Genomic DNA, 18,285 nt, shown 5'->3' on the forward strand with positions numbered 1-18,285 from the left:
GGTGCTCGGGTCTCGACAGCAGGTCTACGTTCCAGGGTACGTTCACCCGGGCGCCTCCCACAGCTCCCCACGGGGGCGTCGGCCCGGTAACGTGGACGGCATGTATCGCATCGTGACCGTTTGCACAGGAAACATCTGCCGTTCCCCCATGGCCGAATACCTCGTCCGTGAGGCCGCCCGCGAGGCCGACCTGGACGACGTCGTCGTCACCTCCGCCGGAGTCAGCGACGAGGAGCAGGGCAACCCCATCGATCCACGGGCCCGGAAAGTCATGGACAGGCTGGGGATCGACACCAGCGGTCACCGCGCCCGGCAGGTCACCAGGGAAGATCTCGAGAACAACGATCTGGTTCTCGCACTCGACGTGCCCCACTATCGCGCTCTCAGAACCATGGCCGCGAACGAGAATCAGGCAGACAAGATCCACCTGATGCGCGAGTACGATCCCTCCGCGGCGGGAGAAGCGCTCGAGGACATCGGGATCTACGACCCCTGGTACGGAGACGCGTCGGATTTCGACCGAACCTTCGGCATGATCGAGGACTCGGTCCAGGGCGTGATCGAGGACGTCTCTCGGCACACGGGATCTCGGCGCGAGGAACCGTGACGGCAGCAGCCAGGAGCTCAGCGCTCGCGCACCAGCCCATTTGGGTCATGCCCTCCCATACCATCGATACCCGGCGCGAGGACGACCTGTGGCGGGCCATCGGGCTGGCTCGATCCCTGGCCGCGGGGCCCGAGCCCTTCGTCATAGCCATCGACGGTCGCTCGGGCGCGGGCAAGTCGAGCCTTGCCACCCGGCTCTTGGAGCGCATCACCTCGGAGGAGGGCAAGGACGCGGCCGAGCTGTTCCGCCTCGAGGATCTCTACCCGGGGTGGGAAGGTCTGGAATCCGGAGTGGACGAATACGCCGCGATCCTCGGGCGGGTTCTGCGCAATGAGGACGCCACGTGGCACGCCTGGGACTGGGCCAGAAACCGACGGGAACCGAGGGGACGGACGCTGAGCGCGGGCGCGAACGTCATCATCGCCGAGGGCGTCGGGGCCATCGCCCCCGGCCACCAGGAAGTTCGGCCCCATTTCGGCATCTGGCTCCACCTGGAATCAACCATCCGCAGGTACCGGGCACTGACCCGGGACGGAGATCTCTACCGGCCCTACTGGCAGGTCTGGGCCGAGCAGGAGGAAAGACTCTTCGCGCGGTAACCTGCGGAGGTCCCACTCTTGTCCCTCCTGCACGCCCCTGCATCACCCGTCGTCGAGAATCCTGAGGTCAACTTGCACTCCGCCGCTTCGCGCATATCGGTGCCCCTTGTCATCCTGTTGGGGACCCTGACCGGCATAGCCCCCTTGGGCACCGACATGTACCTGGCGGCTTTCCCACAGATGACTCACGACCTCGGGACGACGGCGTCGCAAGTCCAACTCACCCTCTCGGCCTTCATGGCGGGGCTCGCAATCGGGCAGATCGTCGTCGGGCCCCTCTCGGACCAGTGGGGACGACGCCTTCCCCTCGTTGTCTGCTCGCTGGTCTGCGTCCTGGCCACGGCGGGGTGCGCCGTCGCCCCGACGGTGCACCTGCTCATCGCCCTACGGTTCCTCATGGGTTTCTCCGGGGCGGCCGGAGTGGTCCTGGCCAGGTCCGCCGTCACGGATCTGACCGAGGGGCACCAGACGACCAGATACATGAACTTCATGATGATGGTCAACGGCATCTCGCCCGTCCTGGCCCCGACCCTCGGTGGCATCATCCTCGGGTTCGCGCCGTGGCGGACGGTGTTCTGGGTTCTCACCGCCATGACGCTTGCCATGGCCCTGGGGGTTCTCTTCCTCTTTCCCGAATCCCTGCCGCGGGAACGTCGTCACGGCGGCGGCCTCAGGGCCTCCGGCCACGGGATCGCCCGGATACTCCGGCGCCCTGCATACGTCACGTACATGCTCGCCTTCGTCTTCTCGTTCGGAACCCTGTTCTCCTACATTTCAGGGTCTACCTACGTGCTGCAGAACAACCTGGGCATGTCCGCGACGGAGTACGCGTTGGTCTTCGCGGTCAACTCCTTCGGGATCCTGGCGTTCTCCTGGGTGTCCAATGTCCTGCTCCGGAAATACCGGCCTCAGGGCATCGGCTTGGCCGGAATTCTGGTATCGAATGCGGCCACGCTCGTGTTCTTGGCCCTCGCGTGCTTCGGATTGTCCCTGGTGCTCACGCTCCTCTGCCTCTTCGCCACCGCCGCCGCCCAGGGCCTTGTTTTCGGCAATGCGACCTCGTTGGCACTGCAACAAGGCCGCGAATACGCGGGCGCGAGTTCCGCGCTGCTCGGCGGCCTGCAAGCCCTGATGGGGGGCCTCGTGTCACCGCTCGTGAGCTCCGCCGGCGAACACGCCGTGTTGCCCATGGCCGGGATGATGGTCGGGTGCAGCGGCGTCGCCCTCATCCTCTTTCTCCTCGCTTCCCGGGTTTTCGAACCACGGACATGATCTGCGCCCCTCGTGCGACCGGCGAAGATGACGTTTAATGAGACGCATGGCACCCACGGTTGTACGCATTGACCACAATTTCCCCACGGGAACCCTCCTCGACGCCTCGGCGCCGCTGATCAGGATCGACGACGAAGGCTACACGCGGGGAGACGGAGTCTTCGAGACCATGCTCGCCGTGGACTCGCAGGTGCGGAAATTCGACCTCCACCTCACTCGGCTGGCCAATTCCGCCAGGCTCCTGAAAATATCCGACCCGGACGACGCCGCGTGGCGGCAGGCCACGGCCCTCGCCCTGGAATCCGCAGGGCCGGGCACCAGGACGGAACTCGGCGTCGAACATACGGTAAAACTCCTCATCAGCCGGGGCACGTCGGATGAAGGTCCCTACGGACTCGTGATCGTCAGCGGGGTACCGGCCTCAACGATCGAGCAGCGGGAGAACGGGGTCAGAGCGATGCTGCTTCCGCGAGGCCATGACCCCGCCGAGGACACGTCGTACCCCTGGCTCCTGGCGGGAGCCAAAACCCTCTCCTACGCGGTCAACATGGCCGTACTGAGACACGTGAAATCACTCGGTGCGCAGGAAGCGATCTTCACGGCGTCGGACCGGCGGATCCTCGAGGGGGCGACGAGCTCGGTCGTGGTCGCGAGGAGAGACCAGGGCAGGCTGACGCTGTTCACCCCGGAGCCGAATCACGGGATCCTTCCCGGCACCACGCAAGGGGCGCTCTTCGAAGGTGCCAGAGACTCGGGGTGGGACGTGGGGTTCGGTCCGCTCTATCCGAAAGACCTCATGGAGTCCGACGGCGTCTGGCTGACTTCCTCGGTCCGATTGCTTGCCCCGGTCACTCATCTCAACAACCAGGCGCTCGCCACGAGCCCCGACATCACCGAGACACTCATGGGTTTCCTGCGCTCCCGCTGAACCTCACGGCTCCGTCGTTGACCGGACATGGCGCCGGGCGTAATCTCGAAGCACGAAGTGCTTGATATCACTCATCATTCTTGAGGTGCGAATGCCCCTGTACGAATTCCGATGCCCGCACTGTGGAGTCTTCGAAGCCATGCATCGCATGTCGGAGGTTCCCGGATCGAGGACGTGCCGCAACTGCTCCGAGACGGCAGTACGGGTCTTCTCCCCCATCGGGCTGTCCGCCCTCGCCTCCGACCGCGCGAAGGCCATCGGGGACGCCGAGCGCTCCGCGCACGAGCCTGAGATCGTCACGCGCGTCCCCAACCATCCCGGCGGCTCTCAGCCAAGGACAACCCAGGACCCACGGCACCTCAACCTTCCGCGACCCTGACCTCTCGCGGAAGGCGCGGGCCGACCGCCCCGCCGGCGCGAGCTCCATCGAGTTACCCCCACCGAAAGGAATCTCATGCCGGACGTCATTTTCCCCCTCGACTCGAACAAGCCCTTCTCCGACCAGGAGAAGATAGGCCACAACCGCTGGCACCCCGAGATCCCGCCCATCGAAACGCTGAAGCCTGGAGACTCATTCAGGGTTGATTGCCGGGAGTGGTTCGACGGCGCCATCAAGAACGACGACTCGGCCGACGACGTCAGGGACGCACCGATCGACGTCGTTCACGCGCTCTCCGGGCCGTTCGCCGTCGAAGGCGCGGAACCCGGCGATTTGCTCGTCGTGGACATCCTCGATCTCGGGCCGATCCCCCAGGAAACGGGCCCCCTGGCGGGACAAGGGTGGGGCTATACGGGGATTTTTCCCAAGAACAACGGAGGCAGTTTCCTGGTCGACCAGTTCCCGGACGCTTACAAAGCCGTCTGGGACTTCTCGGGCGATACGGCGACGTCGCGCCACATCCCCGGCGTCAGTTTCACCGGTATCACCCACCCAGGGTTGATGGGCACGGCCCCGTCCGCGGACTTGCTGGCTTCGTGGAACAAACGTGAAGGAGATCTGATTGCCACAGATCCCCACCGCCTTCCGCCACTGGCCCTGCCTCCCGAACCCGACAGCGCCATCCTGGGCACGCTGGAAGGCGAGGACTACCGACGTGTGGCCTCGGAGGCCGCACGCACCGCTCCCCCTCGGGAGAACGGAGGCAACCAGGACATCAAGAACTTCACCAAGGGTTCCAGGGTCTTCTACCCCGTGTTCGTCAAGGGTGGAAACCTCTCCGTCGGAGATCTCCACTTCTCGCAGGGGGACGGGGAGATCACGTTCTGCGGCGCCATCGAGATGGGCGGGTACATCGATCTGCGTGTCGACGTGATCAAGGGCGGCATGGAGACCTATGGGGTCAGCGAGAACGCGATCTTCATGCCCGGCAGAACGGCCCCACAGTATTCCGAGTGGCTCGCCTTTTCCGGGACCTCCGTGACCCTCGACGGCGAACAGCGCTACTTGGATTCGCAGCTGGCCTACCAGCGTGCCATTCTCCACGCGATCGACTACCTGACGACCTTCGGCTGGTCCCGCGAGCAGGCTTTTCTCCTGCTGGGCGCGGCACCCATCGAGGGCAGGTTCTCCGGCGTCGTCGACGTCCCGAATTCCTGTGCCACGGTCTACCTCCCCACGGAAATTTTCGACATCGACATCGCCCCGTCGGCCTCCGGCCCCGGACGCATCGACCCCGGAATGGGAGCACCGCGCTCGGCGAACCCGGCATAGCGTGACGGGCGTTCCACCTGCCCCGAGGTCGGAAACTACAGCCAGCTCTACCCCGATCTAGCTCCAGCTCCACTGTCCGTGACGACCGCACGCGGAACAGTAGAGGTTGTACCAAGAAGCAAACCTCATGGAGTTGCAATGTCACACCCGAACCTCACCCACCAGGCTCCCGGCGGGGCACCCCGAGCGGTCATGCCCATCGCCCGCGCCGAGAGCGTCAGCAAGTCCTACGGCGAGGGCGGGAACGCGGTTGCCGCCGTCCGCGACGTCGACCTGGAGGTGGCCCCCGGAGAATTCGTCGCGGTCATGGGTCCCTCAGGGTCCGGCAAGTCCACGCTGATGCACCTGATGGCGGGACTCGAGACCGCCACGGGCGGCAGAATGTGGATCGGCGAGCAGGAAATCACGCACCTGGACGACAACGAACTGACCGAGGTGCGACGCCGCCGCGTGGGGTTCGTCTTCCAGGCATTCAACCTGATGCCCACGATGAACGTGCGGGAAAACATTCTTCTCCCCTTCGACCTGGACGGCCGTTCACCGAATAAGCAGGAACAGGCATGGATCGATCAGCTCCTCGACCGGTTGGGCCTCGCCGAACGCGTGGAGCACCGGCCGAGTGAGCTCTCGGGCGGACAGCAACAACGCGTCGCGATCGCCAGAGCGCTGGCAACCCGCCCCGCCCTGATTCTGGCGGACGAGCCCACCGGCAATCTCGACTCCCGTTCCGCTCTGGAAGTGCTTCAACTCCTGCGGGTCGCGGCGCAGGAACTAGGACAGTCGATCGTCATGGTCACCCACGACCCGAAAGCAGCGGCCCACGCCCAGCGCGTCGTGTACCTCGCGGACGGCAAAATCGTCCACCAGAGCGAAGGCTCGCCCCGCGCCGAGGACATCGCACAGATGATGCTGTCTCTGGAGGTGAACTGAAGTGCAGAACGCACTCCTCGAACTGGCCCGCCGACCGGGCCAGCACGTCTCGACCCTCCTCGTGGTCACGATCGGTTCGCTCTTCGGTTCCGGTCTGATCGGGGCCGTCGGCCTCCTGGACAAGCTCCTGGACCCGGATGGCCAGGCCGGCGGAAGTCTCCTTGCCATGCTGGTCCTGACGTCGATGACCTTCTTCGCGGTCGCCCTCTTCGTCGCAGGGACGGTCGTCGTCAATACCTTCTCGATCGTCGTCGCCGGACGGACCCAGCAGCTGGCGATGATGCGACTGATCGGTGCCAAGGCATCGGCCCTCCGTCGCGGCGTCGCTGCCGAGGGTCTCGTCATCGGGATCCTGGGTTCCGTGGTCGGTCTCGCCCTCGGTGCACTGACCACATGGATCCTCGCGTTGGTCGCGGAGGCAAAGGACGCAGGCACGAGCTTGCAGTCCACAGCGCTCAACCCGTGGATGCTGGTTGCGGCTGTCCTGGTCGCGCTGACCAGTTGGATCGCCGCCTGGAATGGGGCGCGCCCCGTTCTGTCGGTCTCGCCTCTCGAAGGGGTCCGGCGCAGCGGTGAACCCGCGTCGAAGGCTCTCCGGAACCGAAAGCTCACGCTGGCCGCCTCGATCGCGTTCGTCGTTGTGGGTCTTCTGTTCCTGATCGGTGGCCTGGTCCTGGGAATCGGCAGCCCGGTCGGAATCCTGCCTGCCGTCCTGGGAGGGTTCCTGAGCTTCACCGGTATCGCCCTGGGGTCCGCCTGGGTCATGCCCCCGTTCTTCGCCCTCTCAGGTTCCGTGGTCGGGCACAGGACCCCCGGTCGCATGGCGGTGGCGAACTCGAGGCGCTACCCGCTCAGGTCGGCACGCACATCCATGGGGCTGGTTATCGGCATCACGCTCGTGGTGATGTTCGGGACCCTCGGATCCACTCTCAAGTCGGCGGTGCACGGCATGGCCGAGAGCGGTGAGTACGAATTCGGCCAGGTGGCCATGATCAACGTGATGATCGACAACACCTTGCTGTTCGTCTACGGCATGGTCGCCTTCTCCGTGGCCATCGCCGTGATCGGCGTCGCCAACAACATGAAATCCTCCATCATGCAGCGCCGGAGGGAACTGGGCATGCTGCGGACGGTCGGCCTCTCGACCCGGCAGATGTGGCAGATGATCTTTGGGGAGACTGCCCAGCTGACCGTGTCGGCGGCGTGCGTCGGTATCCCGCTGGGCATCTTCTACGGTTGGGCGGGCACCTTCTGCATGTTCGCCTCGGTCAAGGGCGCGGGCATTTTCGGCCCGACCCCTCCCTGGGGCGTTCTGCTGATGGTGGTCATCGGATGCCTGGCGATCACGGGCCTGGCCACGGCCTTGCCCGCCCGGCAGACGGCCAAGGAGCCGCCGGTCCGTGCGCTGGCCATGGACTAGGGAATCGAGACGACGCCCGGTGGGACATCCACCGGGCGTCGTTGTCTCCCGGGACAGGAGCCGGGCCGTCTAGTGGAAGAACCGGTAGGTTCCCAGGACCACGGACAGGCCGATGGCGACCACCGGTATCCCAAGGCCGATGACCAGGGCGGCCGCGTCACGCCACGAGTACTCCGGCTGATGGACCCACGTCCGCGGTCCCGCGCCGAAACCCCGGGCCTCCATCGTCACGGCAAGACGGCTCGCCCTGCGCAGTGCCTGGACAATCAGGGAGAAGGCCTGCGTTGCGAAGCCCCCAACGTTACCGAGGATGCCTCGGTCCGGCCCCAGGCCACGGGCCCGCCTGGCCGCCGCGAGAGTCTCCCATTCCGTGATCATGATCCCGACCAGACGAAATGCGGCGACTGCGGATAGCACGAACCGCGAGGGAAGCCGAAAGGTCTGGGCGAGACTGTCCCCGATTTCTCGCGCATCGGTGGTCAGCAGCAACAGCACCGAGATCATCGCGAGTGCACATCCACGCAGCGCAATGGCAACCCCCGCGTCCACGGAATCAGTGGTGAACAGGAACGGGCCGACGTCGAGCAGAACATCCCCCGTCTTGGACGACAGGAGCGCCGTGGCCCATCCGCTGAAAACCGCGGCGGTGAAGACCGGCCAGAGTCGGACCAGTACGTTTCGCGGGTCGATGCGGCACCCGATCATCACAAGCACCAGGAAGAGCACGCCGGAACCTGAGGTCACCCAGTCGGCGCTCGCCAGAAACGCGACAGTGAGGACAACGAGCAGGAGAATCTTGACCGCTGGATTGACGCGGCCCAGACCTGAATCGGCCGCCGTGGCATTGTTCAAGAGGTCCATGCCTCACCTCCTGCCACCGCGTCGACCGGCTCTGCCTCGGGCTCATGGGGGTGGTCCCCCAGACGCAGTTCCTCCCCGCCGAGGGCCTCGAGGAACGCGCGATCATGCGTCACGGACACGACCGCCGATCCCGCCGCCAGAACCTCTCGAAGCAGATCGACGAGATTCGCCCACGTGCTGGCGTCCTGGCCGAACGTGGGTTCGTCGAGAACCAGAATCCGTGGCCTGGCGGCGAGAGCCGTTCCGACCGAGAGGCGACGTTTCTCACCCCCGGAGAGCGTGAAGGGATTCGCGTCCCTCACATGCTCCAGGCCGAGACGTTCCAGGAGCTCCTGTGCGCGCACTTCCGGGTCTTCGCCGTCGTGCGGCGGCCCGTTCCTGGACAGCCGACGTCCGGCGCCGTCTGCGAGCCGCGCCCCCAGCGCCAGTTCTTCCCCGACCGTGGCCCTCACGAATTGGTGCTCGGGTTCTTGGAAAACCGTGCCGATACGGGCAATCAGCTGTCCGGAGGTCCACGCCCAAGGGTCCCATGATGGGGACCGATCTACTCCGGTGGGATCACGGAGGTACCTCAGTTCCTCCGACGCGGCGACATATCCCGCCGCCGGCGGAATCAGACCCGCGAGGGTCAGGGCGAGCGTGGATTTTCCGGCACCGTTCGGCCCAGTCACTGCCAGGTGCTGGCCTCGATGCACCCGAAGACCGATGTTCTCCGATGCTCGGAGGGCATCCCTCGCGGCCGGAATCGGCGTGGCCGGAGATTTCCTGACCGCACGACGTCGACCCCTGCTCCACGACCGGGAAGGCTGCTGTCTGGTCACCGCGAGACCGCATGCCTGGAGAAGCGGCCCCTCCCGATCCACGGGAATATTGCCGCCCGTGGAAGCCATGGGCCGTCGCGGAACATGGTCAGGGACCCAAACGCCGGCGTCGAGCAATTCTTCGCGCGCTCTTCCGAGAACTTCGGAGGGAGCGCCGTCGTGGCTGATCCCGCCATTCGGTGACAGGACGATGATCCGGTCGACGAGGTCCGCCCACACGGCAACGCGGTGTTCGACGACCACCAGGGTCGATCCGTATTCCTGTGCGGCCGTGATCACGGCGTCCCGGACCTCGACGACGCCGTCCGGATCGAGGTTCGCCGTCGGCTCATCGAGCAGAAGGAGACCGGGTTCCATCGCGAGGATCCCGGCCAGCCCAAGACGTTGTTTCTGTCCGCCGGACAGCGCCGACGTGGGATGCTCCCACGGAAGATCGAGTCCGACCGATTGCAAGGCGCGCCGGCATCTCCCGACGATCTCGTCCCGTGGCACCCCGAGGTTCTCCGGCCCGAACGCGAGGTCATCGCCGACCCGAGACAAAACGATCGAGGATTCCGGGTCCTGCTGCATCAGACCGACCGATGCCCTCGCGTCCCGGGGGTCCATGCCGTTGACGGTCACCCTCCCGAGGGCGGCTTCGCCGTCGTCGTCGTCGAGCACCCCGGCCAGGGCATGGAGAAGGGTCGATTTGCCCGCGCCGGACGGGCCGAGCAGGAGAACCTTCTCTCCGGACGCGATATCCAGGTCCACGCCGTTGAACGCGGGCTCATCCCGTCCCGCATGGTGCCATCCGAAGCCTCGGGCACTGATGGACGCACCGCCGGCGCTCACGCACGCCGCCGCATCTGCCGGGCATCGCGACCTGCCGCGACCGATCCGAGGACACCGGTCGAGATCAGGGCGCGCATCAGGGCCCACGAGAGGAAACCGGCGATGAGGAGCCCGGAGACCACGGCGCACATCACGTAGACGACCTGGTACTGGGGTTCCCAGAATGCGTAGTACATGACGACTTCGCTGACTCCCATGAACAGACCCGAGACGGCGCCGGACAGGAGCGCCGTGGGCAGTCCGAAGCGACGGTACAGCAACGCGGCGAACACGATTTCGGCGCCAATGCCCTGAATCGCGCCCGAGAGCAGGACCCCGGCGCTGTAATGCGTGCCGAGGAGGGCCTCAATCACCGCAGCGACCATTTCGCAGTAGATCGCAGCGCCCGGTTTCCTGATCACGAGTCCACCGATGACGCCGGCGAGGAGCCAACCACCGCCGATCAAGCCTGACAAGGGCGGAAACCCGACGGTCGCAGTCTGCGTCGCCGGTGAGACGGCATTGGACCAGATCCAGAAGATGACGCCGCAAACCACCGCCAAAACGGATGCGATGACGATGTCGATCACGCGCCACGATGCTCGCCGTCGGTGTGATGCCGCCCCGGTTCCTGCGGGTCCCCGGTCCAGAGATTCGGATGAGGGTGTGGTGTTCATTGGTCTTCCTCCTGCACAGATCAGGAGGGGAGGTCGCACGCCGTTCTTCTTTCGGGTACGCCCGAGATCTCGACTCCCTACGTCGGTGCTAACCGCATCAGGTCGAGGGTCTGCTTTCGCACTCTCAGCCTCGTTCGAGGCTCCCCTGTCGTTCGTGAACGCCGCCCAGTCTATCCGATCATTTCACTTCGGGTGAATCTCCAGCCCGTTGCGGACAAAGGCAAACCAGTGCGATTAGGCTGTAAGAAGCTGTACGTGACCGGCCGCACCGCCGGTGCGAATGAAGAGGAGAGATGCATGAGCAACCCCGCAATCAAGATCGGTTCCACGGTGGCTTCCTTGGCGGGAGTCTTTGCCGCCAACAAGGTCATGACTCTCGGGTGGAAGAAGGTCACGGGCAATGAACCGCCGTCGAACAACCCTGATCCCGAGGAGAGCGTGCGGGACATCGTCATCTGGACCGCGATCAGCGGTGTCGTGGCGACTCTGATCAAACTCGGTGTTACTCGCCTGGCCAACAGGATGGAACACAAGGAAGAGATCGAGACGGGCGGTCAGGCCGAGGTCTAGCTCCACGGAGGTTGCCTGCGTGCGCGGGCGATGAGCCGATACGGTGCCGAGAGTCGTTCTGCGGCGGGACGTGGTTCCCGCTGCGAACGACAATCGGCACCGTCGTCTTTAACAGCCACTATGGGTGCCGCACGAAGCGACGGCCGGCGAGGCCCGGCCGCGTCACCGGTCGTGGCCGTCCGATCCTTTGGCCGGCCGTTCCTGTCCGTCCTCCTCGAGGCCGGCGGCTTCGGCGTCGATGTCCTTGGGTTCGTCCGTCGCCTGCACAGGCGCCTCTTCCTGTTCCTCCTCGCGGTTCATTTGCTCCACGAGGTCAGCCAGTTCGTTGACGGTCAGGGCCGAGGCGGTGAAGTGCCGGTTGCGGAAACCGGACCGGCCGACCATGTGCGAGGAAACGGGAACGGCCAGAATCTGGAGGGTCCAGGCGAGAATGAGCGCCGGGACCAGTGCCCAGGACCGCGAAGCGATGCCGAGCGCCACCAGGAGCAGGAACAAGCCGAAGACCTGAGGCTTCGCGCCGGGGTGGAGACGCGAGAGCACGTCCGGGAACCGTACGATGCCGACGGCGGCGCCCAGCGACATCAGGCACCCGCCGATGAGGCAAATACCGGTCACCGTATCGAGTACGAGGTCCATCTACCGATCACCCCGCCGTGCCGTCGGCCTCGATCCGACGGTCTTGCCGGATTTGCGGGAGCGTCCGTGCCCGTACGGACGCTCGGGCGAGGTGGTCGCCGCCGAGGACTCGGTCTTTTCGAGTTGGTCCTTGCGTTCGCGCTTGTTGTTGGCAAAGCGTGCGACCGTCACGGAACCCAGGAAACCGACGAGCGAGATCACGATCAGCATGGTGACGTTCTCGTAACTGTCCCTGTACACCATGTCCACGACGAGTCCGGCCCCGACGATCGCCAGCAGTACATCGGAGGCGATCACTCGATCCAGCAGAGACGGCCCCTTGGCCAAGCGGACAATGGTTCCGATGGCGGCCAGAACGAGCACCACACCGCAGACGACCATGACGATATTCACGATGTTCCCTCCCCCAGGTGACCGGATTTCAGGGCGCGATGGCTTTCTTTGGTCCCCATCACGCGAATCACCAGGTCCTCGATCTTCCGCACACCGTCCTGGAACTTGCGGACTTCCGCTTCGTCGTTGACGTCGATGACGTGGAAGTAGATGGTCGCGGTTCTCCGGTCCACCTCGACCACCAAGGATCCTGGGATCAGGGAGACGATGTGACCGACCACGGTGATAAGCAGGTCGCTGTTGATACGGAGTCGCACCGACACCACGGCCGAACGTGGGGCACCTTGGGGCCTGACGGTGAACCAGAGGATCTCGAAACTCGCGTGGGCGATCCACCACACGAATTTCGTCATCAGCACGGCCGCCCAGAACACGTTGAACCTACCGGACAGCTGCACCGGGGGCAGATAGAAGATGCGTACGATCACCAACGCGATGATCAGTCCGAAGACCAGGTTCCCGATCGAGAAGTCCTGCCACAGAGCGCCCCACACCAGGACCAACCAAATGATCAGCGGCAACTCGGTGCGCAAAGTGTTCTTGGGCCGGACGCGCGGGGCCCGGTGCGCCGAAGGACTCATGTCAGTGGCTCCCTTCCGCAGAGGCTCCGTGGTCCGAGCCGAGAACGGCATCGATGTAGACCTGCGGGTTGCTCAGGTTCTCAGAGGCCTGATCGGACAGGTCGAACAGGGGTCCCGCGAAGACCGTGATGGCGACGCCGACCACCACCAGGCCGATGGTCGAAGCCATCATCGGTCGGGGCAGGAGAGTGACGTCCTTGCCCTTGTAGCGCCTCGATTCGACGTCGAGTCCGCCCGAAGTCCTGACGCCGTACTTGCCGTCCTGGTCCTTGGCCAACAGGATCGGATCCGGGAATTCGGCGTCCTCCGGTTTGCGCCAGAATGCGCGGTTCCAGATTCGCGTGAGGGTCAACAGGGTCAGCAAGGACACGAAGACTCCGACACCGGCCAGCACGTAACCCTGCCACGTTCCGGCCTGAACGCTCGCGTCGATCAGGCCGACCTTGCCGAGGAATCCTGAGAACGGCGGGATACCGCCCAAGTTGATCGCCGGGATGAAGTAGAGGACGCCCAGGATCGGGGCGATCTTCGCGAGTCCCGCGAGTCGGTCCGTATTGGCTGATCCGCCGCGTCGCTCGATGAGACCGACGACCATGAACAAGCTCGTCTGGATCACGATGTGGTGTGCGATGTAGAAGACCACGGCCATCAGGCCTTCGGGCGTGGCCAAGGAGATGCCCCAGATCATGTAGCCGATGTGGCTGATGAGGATGAAAGACAGGGTTCTCTTGATATCGCTCTGCGTGAGCGCGCCCAGGATTCCGACGACGAGCGTGGCCCCGGCCACGAGGGCCAACAAATTGTCCACTCGACTCTCGGGAAAGAGGAGGGTTTCGGTGCGGATGATGGCGTACACGCCGACCTTGGTCAGCAAACCCGCGAACACCGCCGTGACGGGCGCGGGAGCCGTCGGATAGGAGTCCGGGAGCCACAGCGACAGGGGGAAGACTGCAGCCTTGATCCCGAAGGCCACCAACAGCATCAGGTGCAACTGCACTTGGGTCCCCACCGGTAGATGCCCCGCCTTGACCGCGATATCGGCCATGTTGACCGTACCAACGGCCCCGTAGATCATGCCGATCGAGATCAGGAACAACATCGACGAGATGACCGAGACGACGGTGTACGTGATACCCGCGCGGATCCTCGGCGCGGAACCGGACATGGTCATCAGCACGTAACTGGCGGTCAGAAGAATCTCGAAACCGACATAGAGATTGAACAGGTCACCGGCGAGGAACGCGTTCGAGACCCCGGCGAGCAGAACGAGGTAGGTCGGGTAGAAAACGGAGATGGGCGCGTCCGAATCTCCGTCCGCGAGGCCCTGTCCCGTCGCGTAAATCATGACCGCAAAGGAAACGAGCGTGGAGACCACGAGCATCAGTGAGGACAGCTGATCCACGACCATCACGATGCCGAAGGGCGCGGCCCATGCTCCCAAGGTGACCGATTGGGGTTCGCCACCCCAGGTGGAAACGAGAAGGACTGACTCGAGGCACAGGGTGGCCAACATGGCCACGACCGAAAGGAGTCGTTGCGCATTGGGGTGCTTGTACAGGGTGAAGCTCGCGCCGGCCGCCATGAGGGGCAGGACGACCGCGGCCGGGGCAATGTCAACGATGCTCATGCGTGCCACTCCCCTCTGTCGCGGTCGCCTTGGTCGAGATGGGGGTGATGTTCACCCGAGAAGCCGGGCATCTCGTCGGGAGCCTGCGGCCGTGTGCCCTCCTTCTTCGCTCGCTCGGCCTGTTTACGCTGACGATAGGCTTCCTCTCGTTGTTCCTCGGATCCCTCGAATTCGGAAGGCTCGATCGGCGCGGCGTCGTCGTCCTCCGGATCGTAATCCGGCTGGGCAGCGACGCGACGGTCCTCGGCGTCGTCCTGGATGTCATCCCTGCGAGAGAGGACCCAGCTGCGATAGATCATTCCGAGCATCAGCGCCGTCACGGAGAAAGAGATCACGATCGCGGTCAGCACGAGCGCCTGAGGCAGTGGATCGAAGTAGTCGTCCGCGGCGACCTCCGAATCGAAGAATGCGGGAAGTCCCGAAGCCCCGCCGGTGTGGAGGATCAGGATGTTGGTCGCGTTGGTGATGAGCATCAGACCCAGAAGCACCTTGGTCAGCGACTTTTCCAGGATCAGGTAGACCCCCACGGCATAGAGGACTCCCATGACCAACAACAGGGCTGCATCGATCATCGGTTGTCCTCCCCTGCGCTGTCGGAGAGCACCGTGTCCGGCCGATTCCTCGCGCGGTCCTGGTTCTCGTCCGTCGGCTCGTCTTCGCTGGTTGCCATGACCGGGCCAGAGGGGATGACCGAGGTCTGTGGTCCGCCGGAACGGCGAACCTTGATGCGACGACGTTTGCGTCCGCTGATCTTGGCCTTCTCGCGCTCTTTCTCCCGCTCCTCTTCGAGCACCGAGTCGATGCGTCCTCCGAGGCTGCGGATCACGTCAAGAACCAGTCCGATCACGATCAGATAGACGCCGACATCGAAGATCGTGGATGTCACGAAGTGCACTTCGCCGAACAGCCACATCTCGAGATCGACGTTGTAGGACGTGAACACGGTTCCGCCCCAGGCCAGCGGGAGGAGGGCGTAGAGGGCGGCGACAATCATTCCGATACCGAGCAGGACCCCCGCGTTCAGCGGCGTGGCTTCCTCAAGCTCGTATCGGCCTCCCGCAAGGTATCGGAGTCCGAGCGCCAGACCGGCGAGAAGACCACCCGCGAACCCTCCACCCGGCAGGTTGTGCCCCGCAAGCAACAGATAGACCGAGGTCAGCATGATGGTGTGGAAGAGCAACCGCGTGATGACCTCGAGCATGAGCGACCGGTTCTCCGGTGCCAACGTCCGCCCGGCGACCAGGAACGGGTCCCGTTTGACGTTCATGAAACGCCCGGCGACGCGAGCCCCGGCGCTCAGGCCGGTGCGTCCCGCATACCGTTTGCTCACGGCACGGATGCGTCCAGTGTCCAAGTTCTGGCTGCTGGCTCCTCCGTCCTGCCTCCCCGCGATGAAGATCAGGCTGGCCACGCCCGTGGCCGCGAGGGCCAGAACCGAGATTTCGCCGTAGGTGTCCCAGGCACGCATGTCGACCAGGGTCACGTTCACGACGTTCTTGCCGTGCCCTACTTCGTATGCCAATCGCGGCATATCCAACGAGATCGGCGATTCCGTCCGAGAAGAGATGGAAAAGGCCGTCAGCGCCATCATGAACAGTCCGAACCCCGCGGCAATGGCAATGCGAACCGGTTTCCTGGTGGTCTTCCGCTGCCCCATTCCGGACGGGAGCATTCGCAGGGCCAGGACGAACGCGATCAACGAAATCGTCTCGACCAGCAACTGTGTGAGCGCGAGATCCGGTGCTCCACGGAGCGCGAAAATCAGAGCAAGTCCGTAACCGGTCACCGAGACCATGAGGATCGCCAAAAACCTCTTGGACGCCCGGACGGCCACCAGGGCCGCGCCGACCATCACGACGGCGATGGCCCACTGCGCCGGGGAATCGGACCAGTTGAACGAATTCAGTGGAGGTGTCTCGACCAGGAACAGCCCGACGGTGGGAACCACCACGGCAGTGACCAGAATGACCGCGAGGTAGAAGCTCAGCGAACCTCGTTGCGTGAAGCCCGTGACGCGGACGGCGACGTAGTCGATGGCGCCGATGACGGCGCGGTACACGGTGTCCGCCGTCGGCAGGCTCGGAAGAGCGGTTTGGAATCTTTCTACCGGAGACCGGAGCGCGAAAAGGAGGAATCCGAGAAGGACGATGACCGCAGACAGGCCCAGGGCGGGTGTCAGCCCGTGCCACAGGGCCAAATGCTGCTCAACGTGTCCGGCGGCGCGTGCAGCGTCGTACACCATCACGTGAAGCGGCTCGGGGAACAATCCCAAGGCAACCGTGAGCACGGTGATCAGCCCGGGTGCAAGAGCGAAGTTGAACGGGATGACGTGGAAGTCAGTCGAATGGACCGATCCCCCTTGGACCAGGTCCGGATGGGCGTCCGCGACGCGCTTGGTTGCGAAGGCGCCCCAGATGAACCGGGCGCTGTAGGCGAGGGTCAGGACCGAGCCGAGAGCAATGCAGATGAGGACAACCAGTCCTTGCGTCGCATCCAGATCGCCGACGCCGTGTTTCACGGCGCCGAGACCGAGCTCGAGAATTCCTTCCTTGCTCACGAAACCCACGAGCGGAGGGATACCAGCCATCGAGGCCGCCGAAAGAACGGCCATGACGAACAGGCCGGGGGCCTTGTGCCAGATTCCGGAGAGCCGGGTGATCTCACGGGTTCCGGCCTGGTGGTCGATGATTCCGGTCGCCAGGAACAGGACCGATTTGAACAGGGAGTGGGCCACCATCATCGCCAGTCCGGCATACATCGCATCGGGAGTGCCGATACCCACCACGGTCATGATGAAACCGAGCTGACTCACGGTGCCATAGGCGAGAATCAGTTTGAGATCGAACTGCTTGAGGGCCTGGTAGCCGCCGAAGAGCATCGTGAACAAGCCGAAGCAGACCACCAGCGCGGTCCATGGAGCGACGTCAGCGAACCCGGGGGCGAGACGGGCCACGAGATAGATCCCCGCCTTGACCATGGCCGCTGCGTGCAGGAAGGCCGAGACGGGGGTGGGCGCGGCCATCGCGCCGGGCAACCAGAAGTGGAGGGGAAACAACGCGGACTTCGACATTGCTCCGACCAGGATCAGGACGAGCGCGGCCCCTACTGCGACTCCGCCTCCCGGGCTTGCCACTGTCTCCGGTGCCCTGGCCACAACGTCCGACAGGAGGTAAGAATCGCTGGCCACGCCCAGCATGATGATGCCGATGAACATGGCCAGTCCCCCGGCCGTGGTGACGATCAGCGCTTGGAGCGCGGCGCGTCGGGCGAAGAACCGGACGTGGGCGTAACCGATGAGGACGTAGGAGAGAATGCTCGTGATCTCCCAGAACACGAACATCACGATCATGTCGTCGGCAGTGACGAGCCCGAACATCACGCCGGCGAAGAGAACCAGTTGAGCACCGAATGTACCGGAATACTGGTTGGTGTGCTTGAAATAGGAGGCACAGTAGAAAAGGATCGGGGCCCCGATGCCGAGGATCATTGCGGAAAGAATCCAGGCCAGCGGATCCATCCTGAAGGTCAGGCTGATGCCCAACTGTTGGATCCACGGGTAGCTCTCCGCCAGGTCGGTTCCGCCAAAAACCGCTGGGGCCTGCGCACACAGCCACACGAAGGAAACCGCGGGAACGACCGCCAGTCCGTAGAAGCACGTACGACCCCACCGACGAAAACATGCTGGGGCGACGAGAGCCGCAAGGCAATGGACCAGGATCACGAAGCTCACGCGGTGGGACCTCCTCATTGGGCCTCGGGGTCTGGTCTTTCACAAGAATACCAGCGCCGGCATGTGCACATGTCCGCGCATGCTGAGAGCTGACAATTACGTCTGACTATTC

At 64.4% G+C, this 18,285-nt stretch carries 18 protein-coding genes and 1 riboswitch; of the genes, 9 read left to right on the top strand and 9 right to left on the bottom strand.

Annotation, left to right across the window (positions count from 1 at the left end; genetic code table 11):
* Window positions 1-100: 100 nt before the first annotated feature.
* From AB0Y14_RS05280 to AB0Y14_RS05315, 8 genes are all read left to right on the top strand, one after another.
* Entirely contained in the window at window positions 101-607 is a 507-nt protein-coding gene (locus tag AB0Y14_RS05280) for a low molecular weight protein-tyrosine-phosphatase (protein ID WP_436588154.1), read from the top strand.
* Entirely contained in the window at window positions 604-1,206 is a 603-nt protein-coding gene (locus tag AB0Y14_RS05285; RefSeq protein WP_436588155.1) for a hypothetical protein, read from the top strand. The genes AB0Y14_RS05280 and AB0Y14_RS05285 overlap by 4 nt, the downstream gene beginning before the upstream one ends.
* A gap of 18 nt (window positions 1,207-1,224) precedes the next feature.
* Entirely contained in the window at window positions 1,225-2,478 is a 1,254-nt protein-coding gene (locus AB0Y14_RS05290) for a multidrug effflux MFS transporter (protein WP_436588156.1), read from the top strand.
* 46 nt (window positions 2,479-2,524) lie between these two features.
* Window positions 2,525-3,406, top strand: coding sequence for an aminotransferase class IV (locus tag AB0Y14_RS05295; protein ID WP_436588157.1), 882 nt, complete (start codon window positions 2,525-2,527; stop codon window positions 3,404-3,406).
* A gap of 91 nt (window positions 3,407-3,497) precedes the next feature.
* Window positions 3,498-3,785 carry an FmdB family zinc ribbon protein gene (locus AB0Y14_RS05300; protein ID WP_436588158.1) on the top strand — a complete coding sequence of 96 codons (288 nt, stop codon included), beginning with the start codon at window positions 3,498-3,500 and terminating at the stop codon, window positions 3,783-3,785.
* Between the two features lie 75 nt (window positions 3,786-3,860).
* Window positions 3,861-5,117: a formamidase gene (fmdA, locus tag AB0Y14_RS05305; protein WP_436588159.1), complete on the top strand. Its 1,257-nt coding sequence runs from the start codon at window positions 3,861-3,863 to the stop codon at window positions 5,115-5,117.
* 138 nt (window positions 5,118-5,255) lie between these two features.
* Window positions 5,256-6,047, top strand: coding sequence for an ABC transporter ATP-binding protein (locus AB0Y14_RS05310; protein ID WP_436588160.1), 792 nt, complete (start codon window positions 5,256-5,258; stop codon window positions 6,045-6,047).
* A gap of 1 nt (window position 6,048) precedes the next feature.
* Complete coding sequence (locus AB0Y14_RS05315; protein WP_436588161.1) at window positions 6,049-7,467, top strand: FtsX-like permease family protein; 1,419 nt, start codon at window positions 6,049-6,051, stop codon at window positions 7,465-7,467.
* A gap of 69 nt (window positions 7,468-7,536) precedes the next feature.
* Here the strand turns inward: AB0Y14_RS05315 and AB0Y14_RS05320 are convergent, their stop codons facing one another.
* The 3 genes from AB0Y14_RS05320 to AB0Y14_RS05330 are packed head-to-tail and all read right to left on the bottom strand — an operon-like array spanning window position 7,537 to window position 10,636.
* Window positions 7,537-8,328, bottom strand: a complete 792-nt coding sequence (locus AB0Y14_RS05320; RefSeq protein WP_436588162.1) for an energy-coupling factor transporter transmembrane component T family protein — start codon at window positions 8,326-8,328, stop codon at window positions 7,537-7,539.
* Window positions 8,316-9,980 (bottom strand): ABC transporter ATP-binding protein, encoded by a 1,665-nt coding sequence (locus AB0Y14_RS05325; protein WP_436588163.1) that lies wholly within the window; start codon window positions 9,978-9,980, stop codon window positions 8,316-8,318. The genes AB0Y14_RS05320 and AB0Y14_RS05325 overlap by 13 nt, the downstream gene beginning before the upstream one ends.
* Window positions 9,977-10,636 (bottom strand): ECF transporter S component, encoded by a 660-nt coding sequence (locus AB0Y14_RS05330; RefSeq protein ID WP_436588164.1) that lies wholly within the window; start codon window positions 10,634-10,636, stop codon window positions 9,977-9,979. The genes AB0Y14_RS05325 and AB0Y14_RS05330 overlap by 4 nt, the downstream gene beginning before the upstream one ends.
* Window positions 10,637-10,693: 57 nt before the next feature.
* Window positions 10,694-10,793, bottom strand: a riboswitch (TPP riboswitch).
* Between the two features lie 140 nt (window positions 10,794-10,933).
* On the opposite strand from AB0Y14_RS05330, the gene AB0Y14_RS05335 reads away from it, so the two are divergent.
* Window positions 10,934-11,206 (top strand): DUF4235 domain-containing protein, encoded by a 273-nt coding sequence (locus AB0Y14_RS05335; protein WP_436588165.1) that lies wholly within the window; start codon window positions 10,934-10,936, stop codon window positions 11,204-11,206.
* A 162-nt stretch (window positions 11,207-11,368) separates the two neighbouring features.
* Here the strand turns inward: AB0Y14_RS05335 and AB0Y14_RS05340 are convergent, their stop codons facing one another.
* The 6 genes from AB0Y14_RS05340 to AB0Y14_RS05365 are packed head-to-tail and all read right to left on the bottom strand — an operon-like array spanning window position 11,369 to window position 18,173.
* Complete coding sequence (locus tag AB0Y14_RS05340) at window positions 11,369-11,842, bottom strand: cation:proton antiporter (RefSeq protein ID WP_436588166.1); 474 nt, start codon at window positions 11,840-11,842, stop codon at window positions 11,369-11,371.
* Window positions 11,843-12,235 (bottom strand): monovalent cation/H+ antiporter complex subunit F, encoded by a 393-nt coding sequence (locus AB0Y14_RS05345; protein WP_436588167.1) that lies wholly within the window; start codon window positions 12,233-12,235, stop codon window positions 11,843-11,845. It abuts the gene before it with no gap.
* Window positions 12,232-12,816, bottom strand: coding sequence for a Na+/H+ antiporter subunit E (locus tag AB0Y14_RS05350; RefSeq protein WP_436588168.1), 585 nt, complete (start codon window positions 12,814-12,816; stop codon window positions 12,232-12,234). The genes AB0Y14_RS05345 and AB0Y14_RS05350 overlap by 4 nt, the downstream gene beginning before the upstream one ends.
* 1 nt (window position 12,817) lies before the next feature.
* Window positions 12,818-14,443 carry a Na+/H+ antiporter subunit D gene (locus AB0Y14_RS05355; RefSeq protein WP_436588169.1) on the bottom strand — a complete coding sequence of 542 codons (1,626 nt, stop codon included), beginning with the start codon at window positions 14,441-14,443 and terminating at the stop codon, window positions 12,818-12,820.
* Window positions 14,440-15,015 carry a Na(+)/H(+) antiporter subunit C gene (locus tag AB0Y14_RS05360; protein WP_436588170.1) on the bottom strand — a complete coding sequence of 192 codons (576 nt, stop codon included), beginning with the start codon at window positions 15,013-15,015 and terminating at the stop codon, window positions 14,440-14,442. The genes AB0Y14_RS05355 and AB0Y14_RS05360 overlap by 4 nt, the downstream gene beginning before the upstream one ends.
* On the bottom strand, window positions 15,012-18,173 hold the full coding sequence (locus AB0Y14_RS05365; protein ID WP_436588171.1) for a Na+/H+ antiporter subunit A: 3,162 nt from the start codon (window positions 18,171-18,173) through the stop codon (window positions 15,012-15,014). Before AB0Y14_RS05365 ends, AB0Y14_RS05360 begins: the two co-directional genes overlap by 4 nt.
* Between the last annotated feature and the right edge of the window lie 112 nt (window positions 18,174-18,285).

Origin of the sequence: Rothia sp. HC945, assembly GCF_051370785.1 — a bacterium.
Taxonomy (GTDB): domain Bacteria; phylum Actinomycetota; class Actinomycetes; order Actinomycetales; family Micrococcaceae; genus Rothia.

Coding starts and splice junctions, on each gene's coding strand:
- AB0Y14_RS05280 (WP_436588154.1), top strand. CDS start 101: ATGTATCGCATCGTGACCGTTTGCACAGGAAACATCTGCCGTTCCCCC.
- AB0Y14_RS05295 (WP_436588157.1), top strand. CDS start 2,525: ATGGCACCCACGGTTGTACGCATTGACCACAATTTCCCCACGGGAACC.
- AB0Y14_RS05300 (WP_436588158.1), top strand. CDS start 3,498: ATGCCCCTGTACGAATTCCGATGCCCGCACTGTGGAGTCTTCGAAGCC.
- fmdA (WP_436588159.1), top strand. CDS start 3,861: ATGCCGGACGTCATTTTCCCCCTCGACTCGAACAAGCCCTTCTCCGAC.
- AB0Y14_RS05310 (WP_436588160.1), top strand. CDS start 5,256: ATGTCACACCCGAACCTCACCCACCAGGCTCCCGGCGGGGCACCCCGA.
- AB0Y14_RS05320 (WP_436588162.1), bottom strand. CDS start 8,328: ATGGACCTCTTGAACAATGCCACGGCGGCCGATTCAGGTCTGGGCCGC.
- AB0Y14_RS05330 (WP_436588164.1), bottom strand. CDS start 10,636: ATGAACACCACACCCTCATCCGAATCTCTGGACCGGGGACCCGCAGGA.
- AB0Y14_RS05335 (WP_436588165.1), top strand. CDS start 10,934: ATGAGCAACCCCGCAATCAAGATCGGTTCCACGGTGGCTTCCTTGGCG.
- AB0Y14_RS05340 (WP_436588166.1), bottom strand. CDS start 11,842: ATGGACCTCGTACTCGATACGGTGACCGGTATTTGCCTCATCGGCGGG.
- AB0Y14_RS05350 (WP_436588168.1), bottom strand. CDS start 12,816: ATGAGTCCTTCGGCGCACCGGGCCCCGCGCGTCCGGCCCAAGAACACT.
- AB0Y14_RS05355 (WP_436588169.1), bottom strand. CDS start 14,443: ATGAGCATCGTTGACATTGCCCCGGCCGCGGTCGTCCTGCCCCTCATG.
- AB0Y14_RS05360 (WP_436588170.1), bottom strand. CDS start 15,015: ATGATCGATGCAGCCCTGTTGTTGGTCATGGGAGTCCTCTATGCCGTG.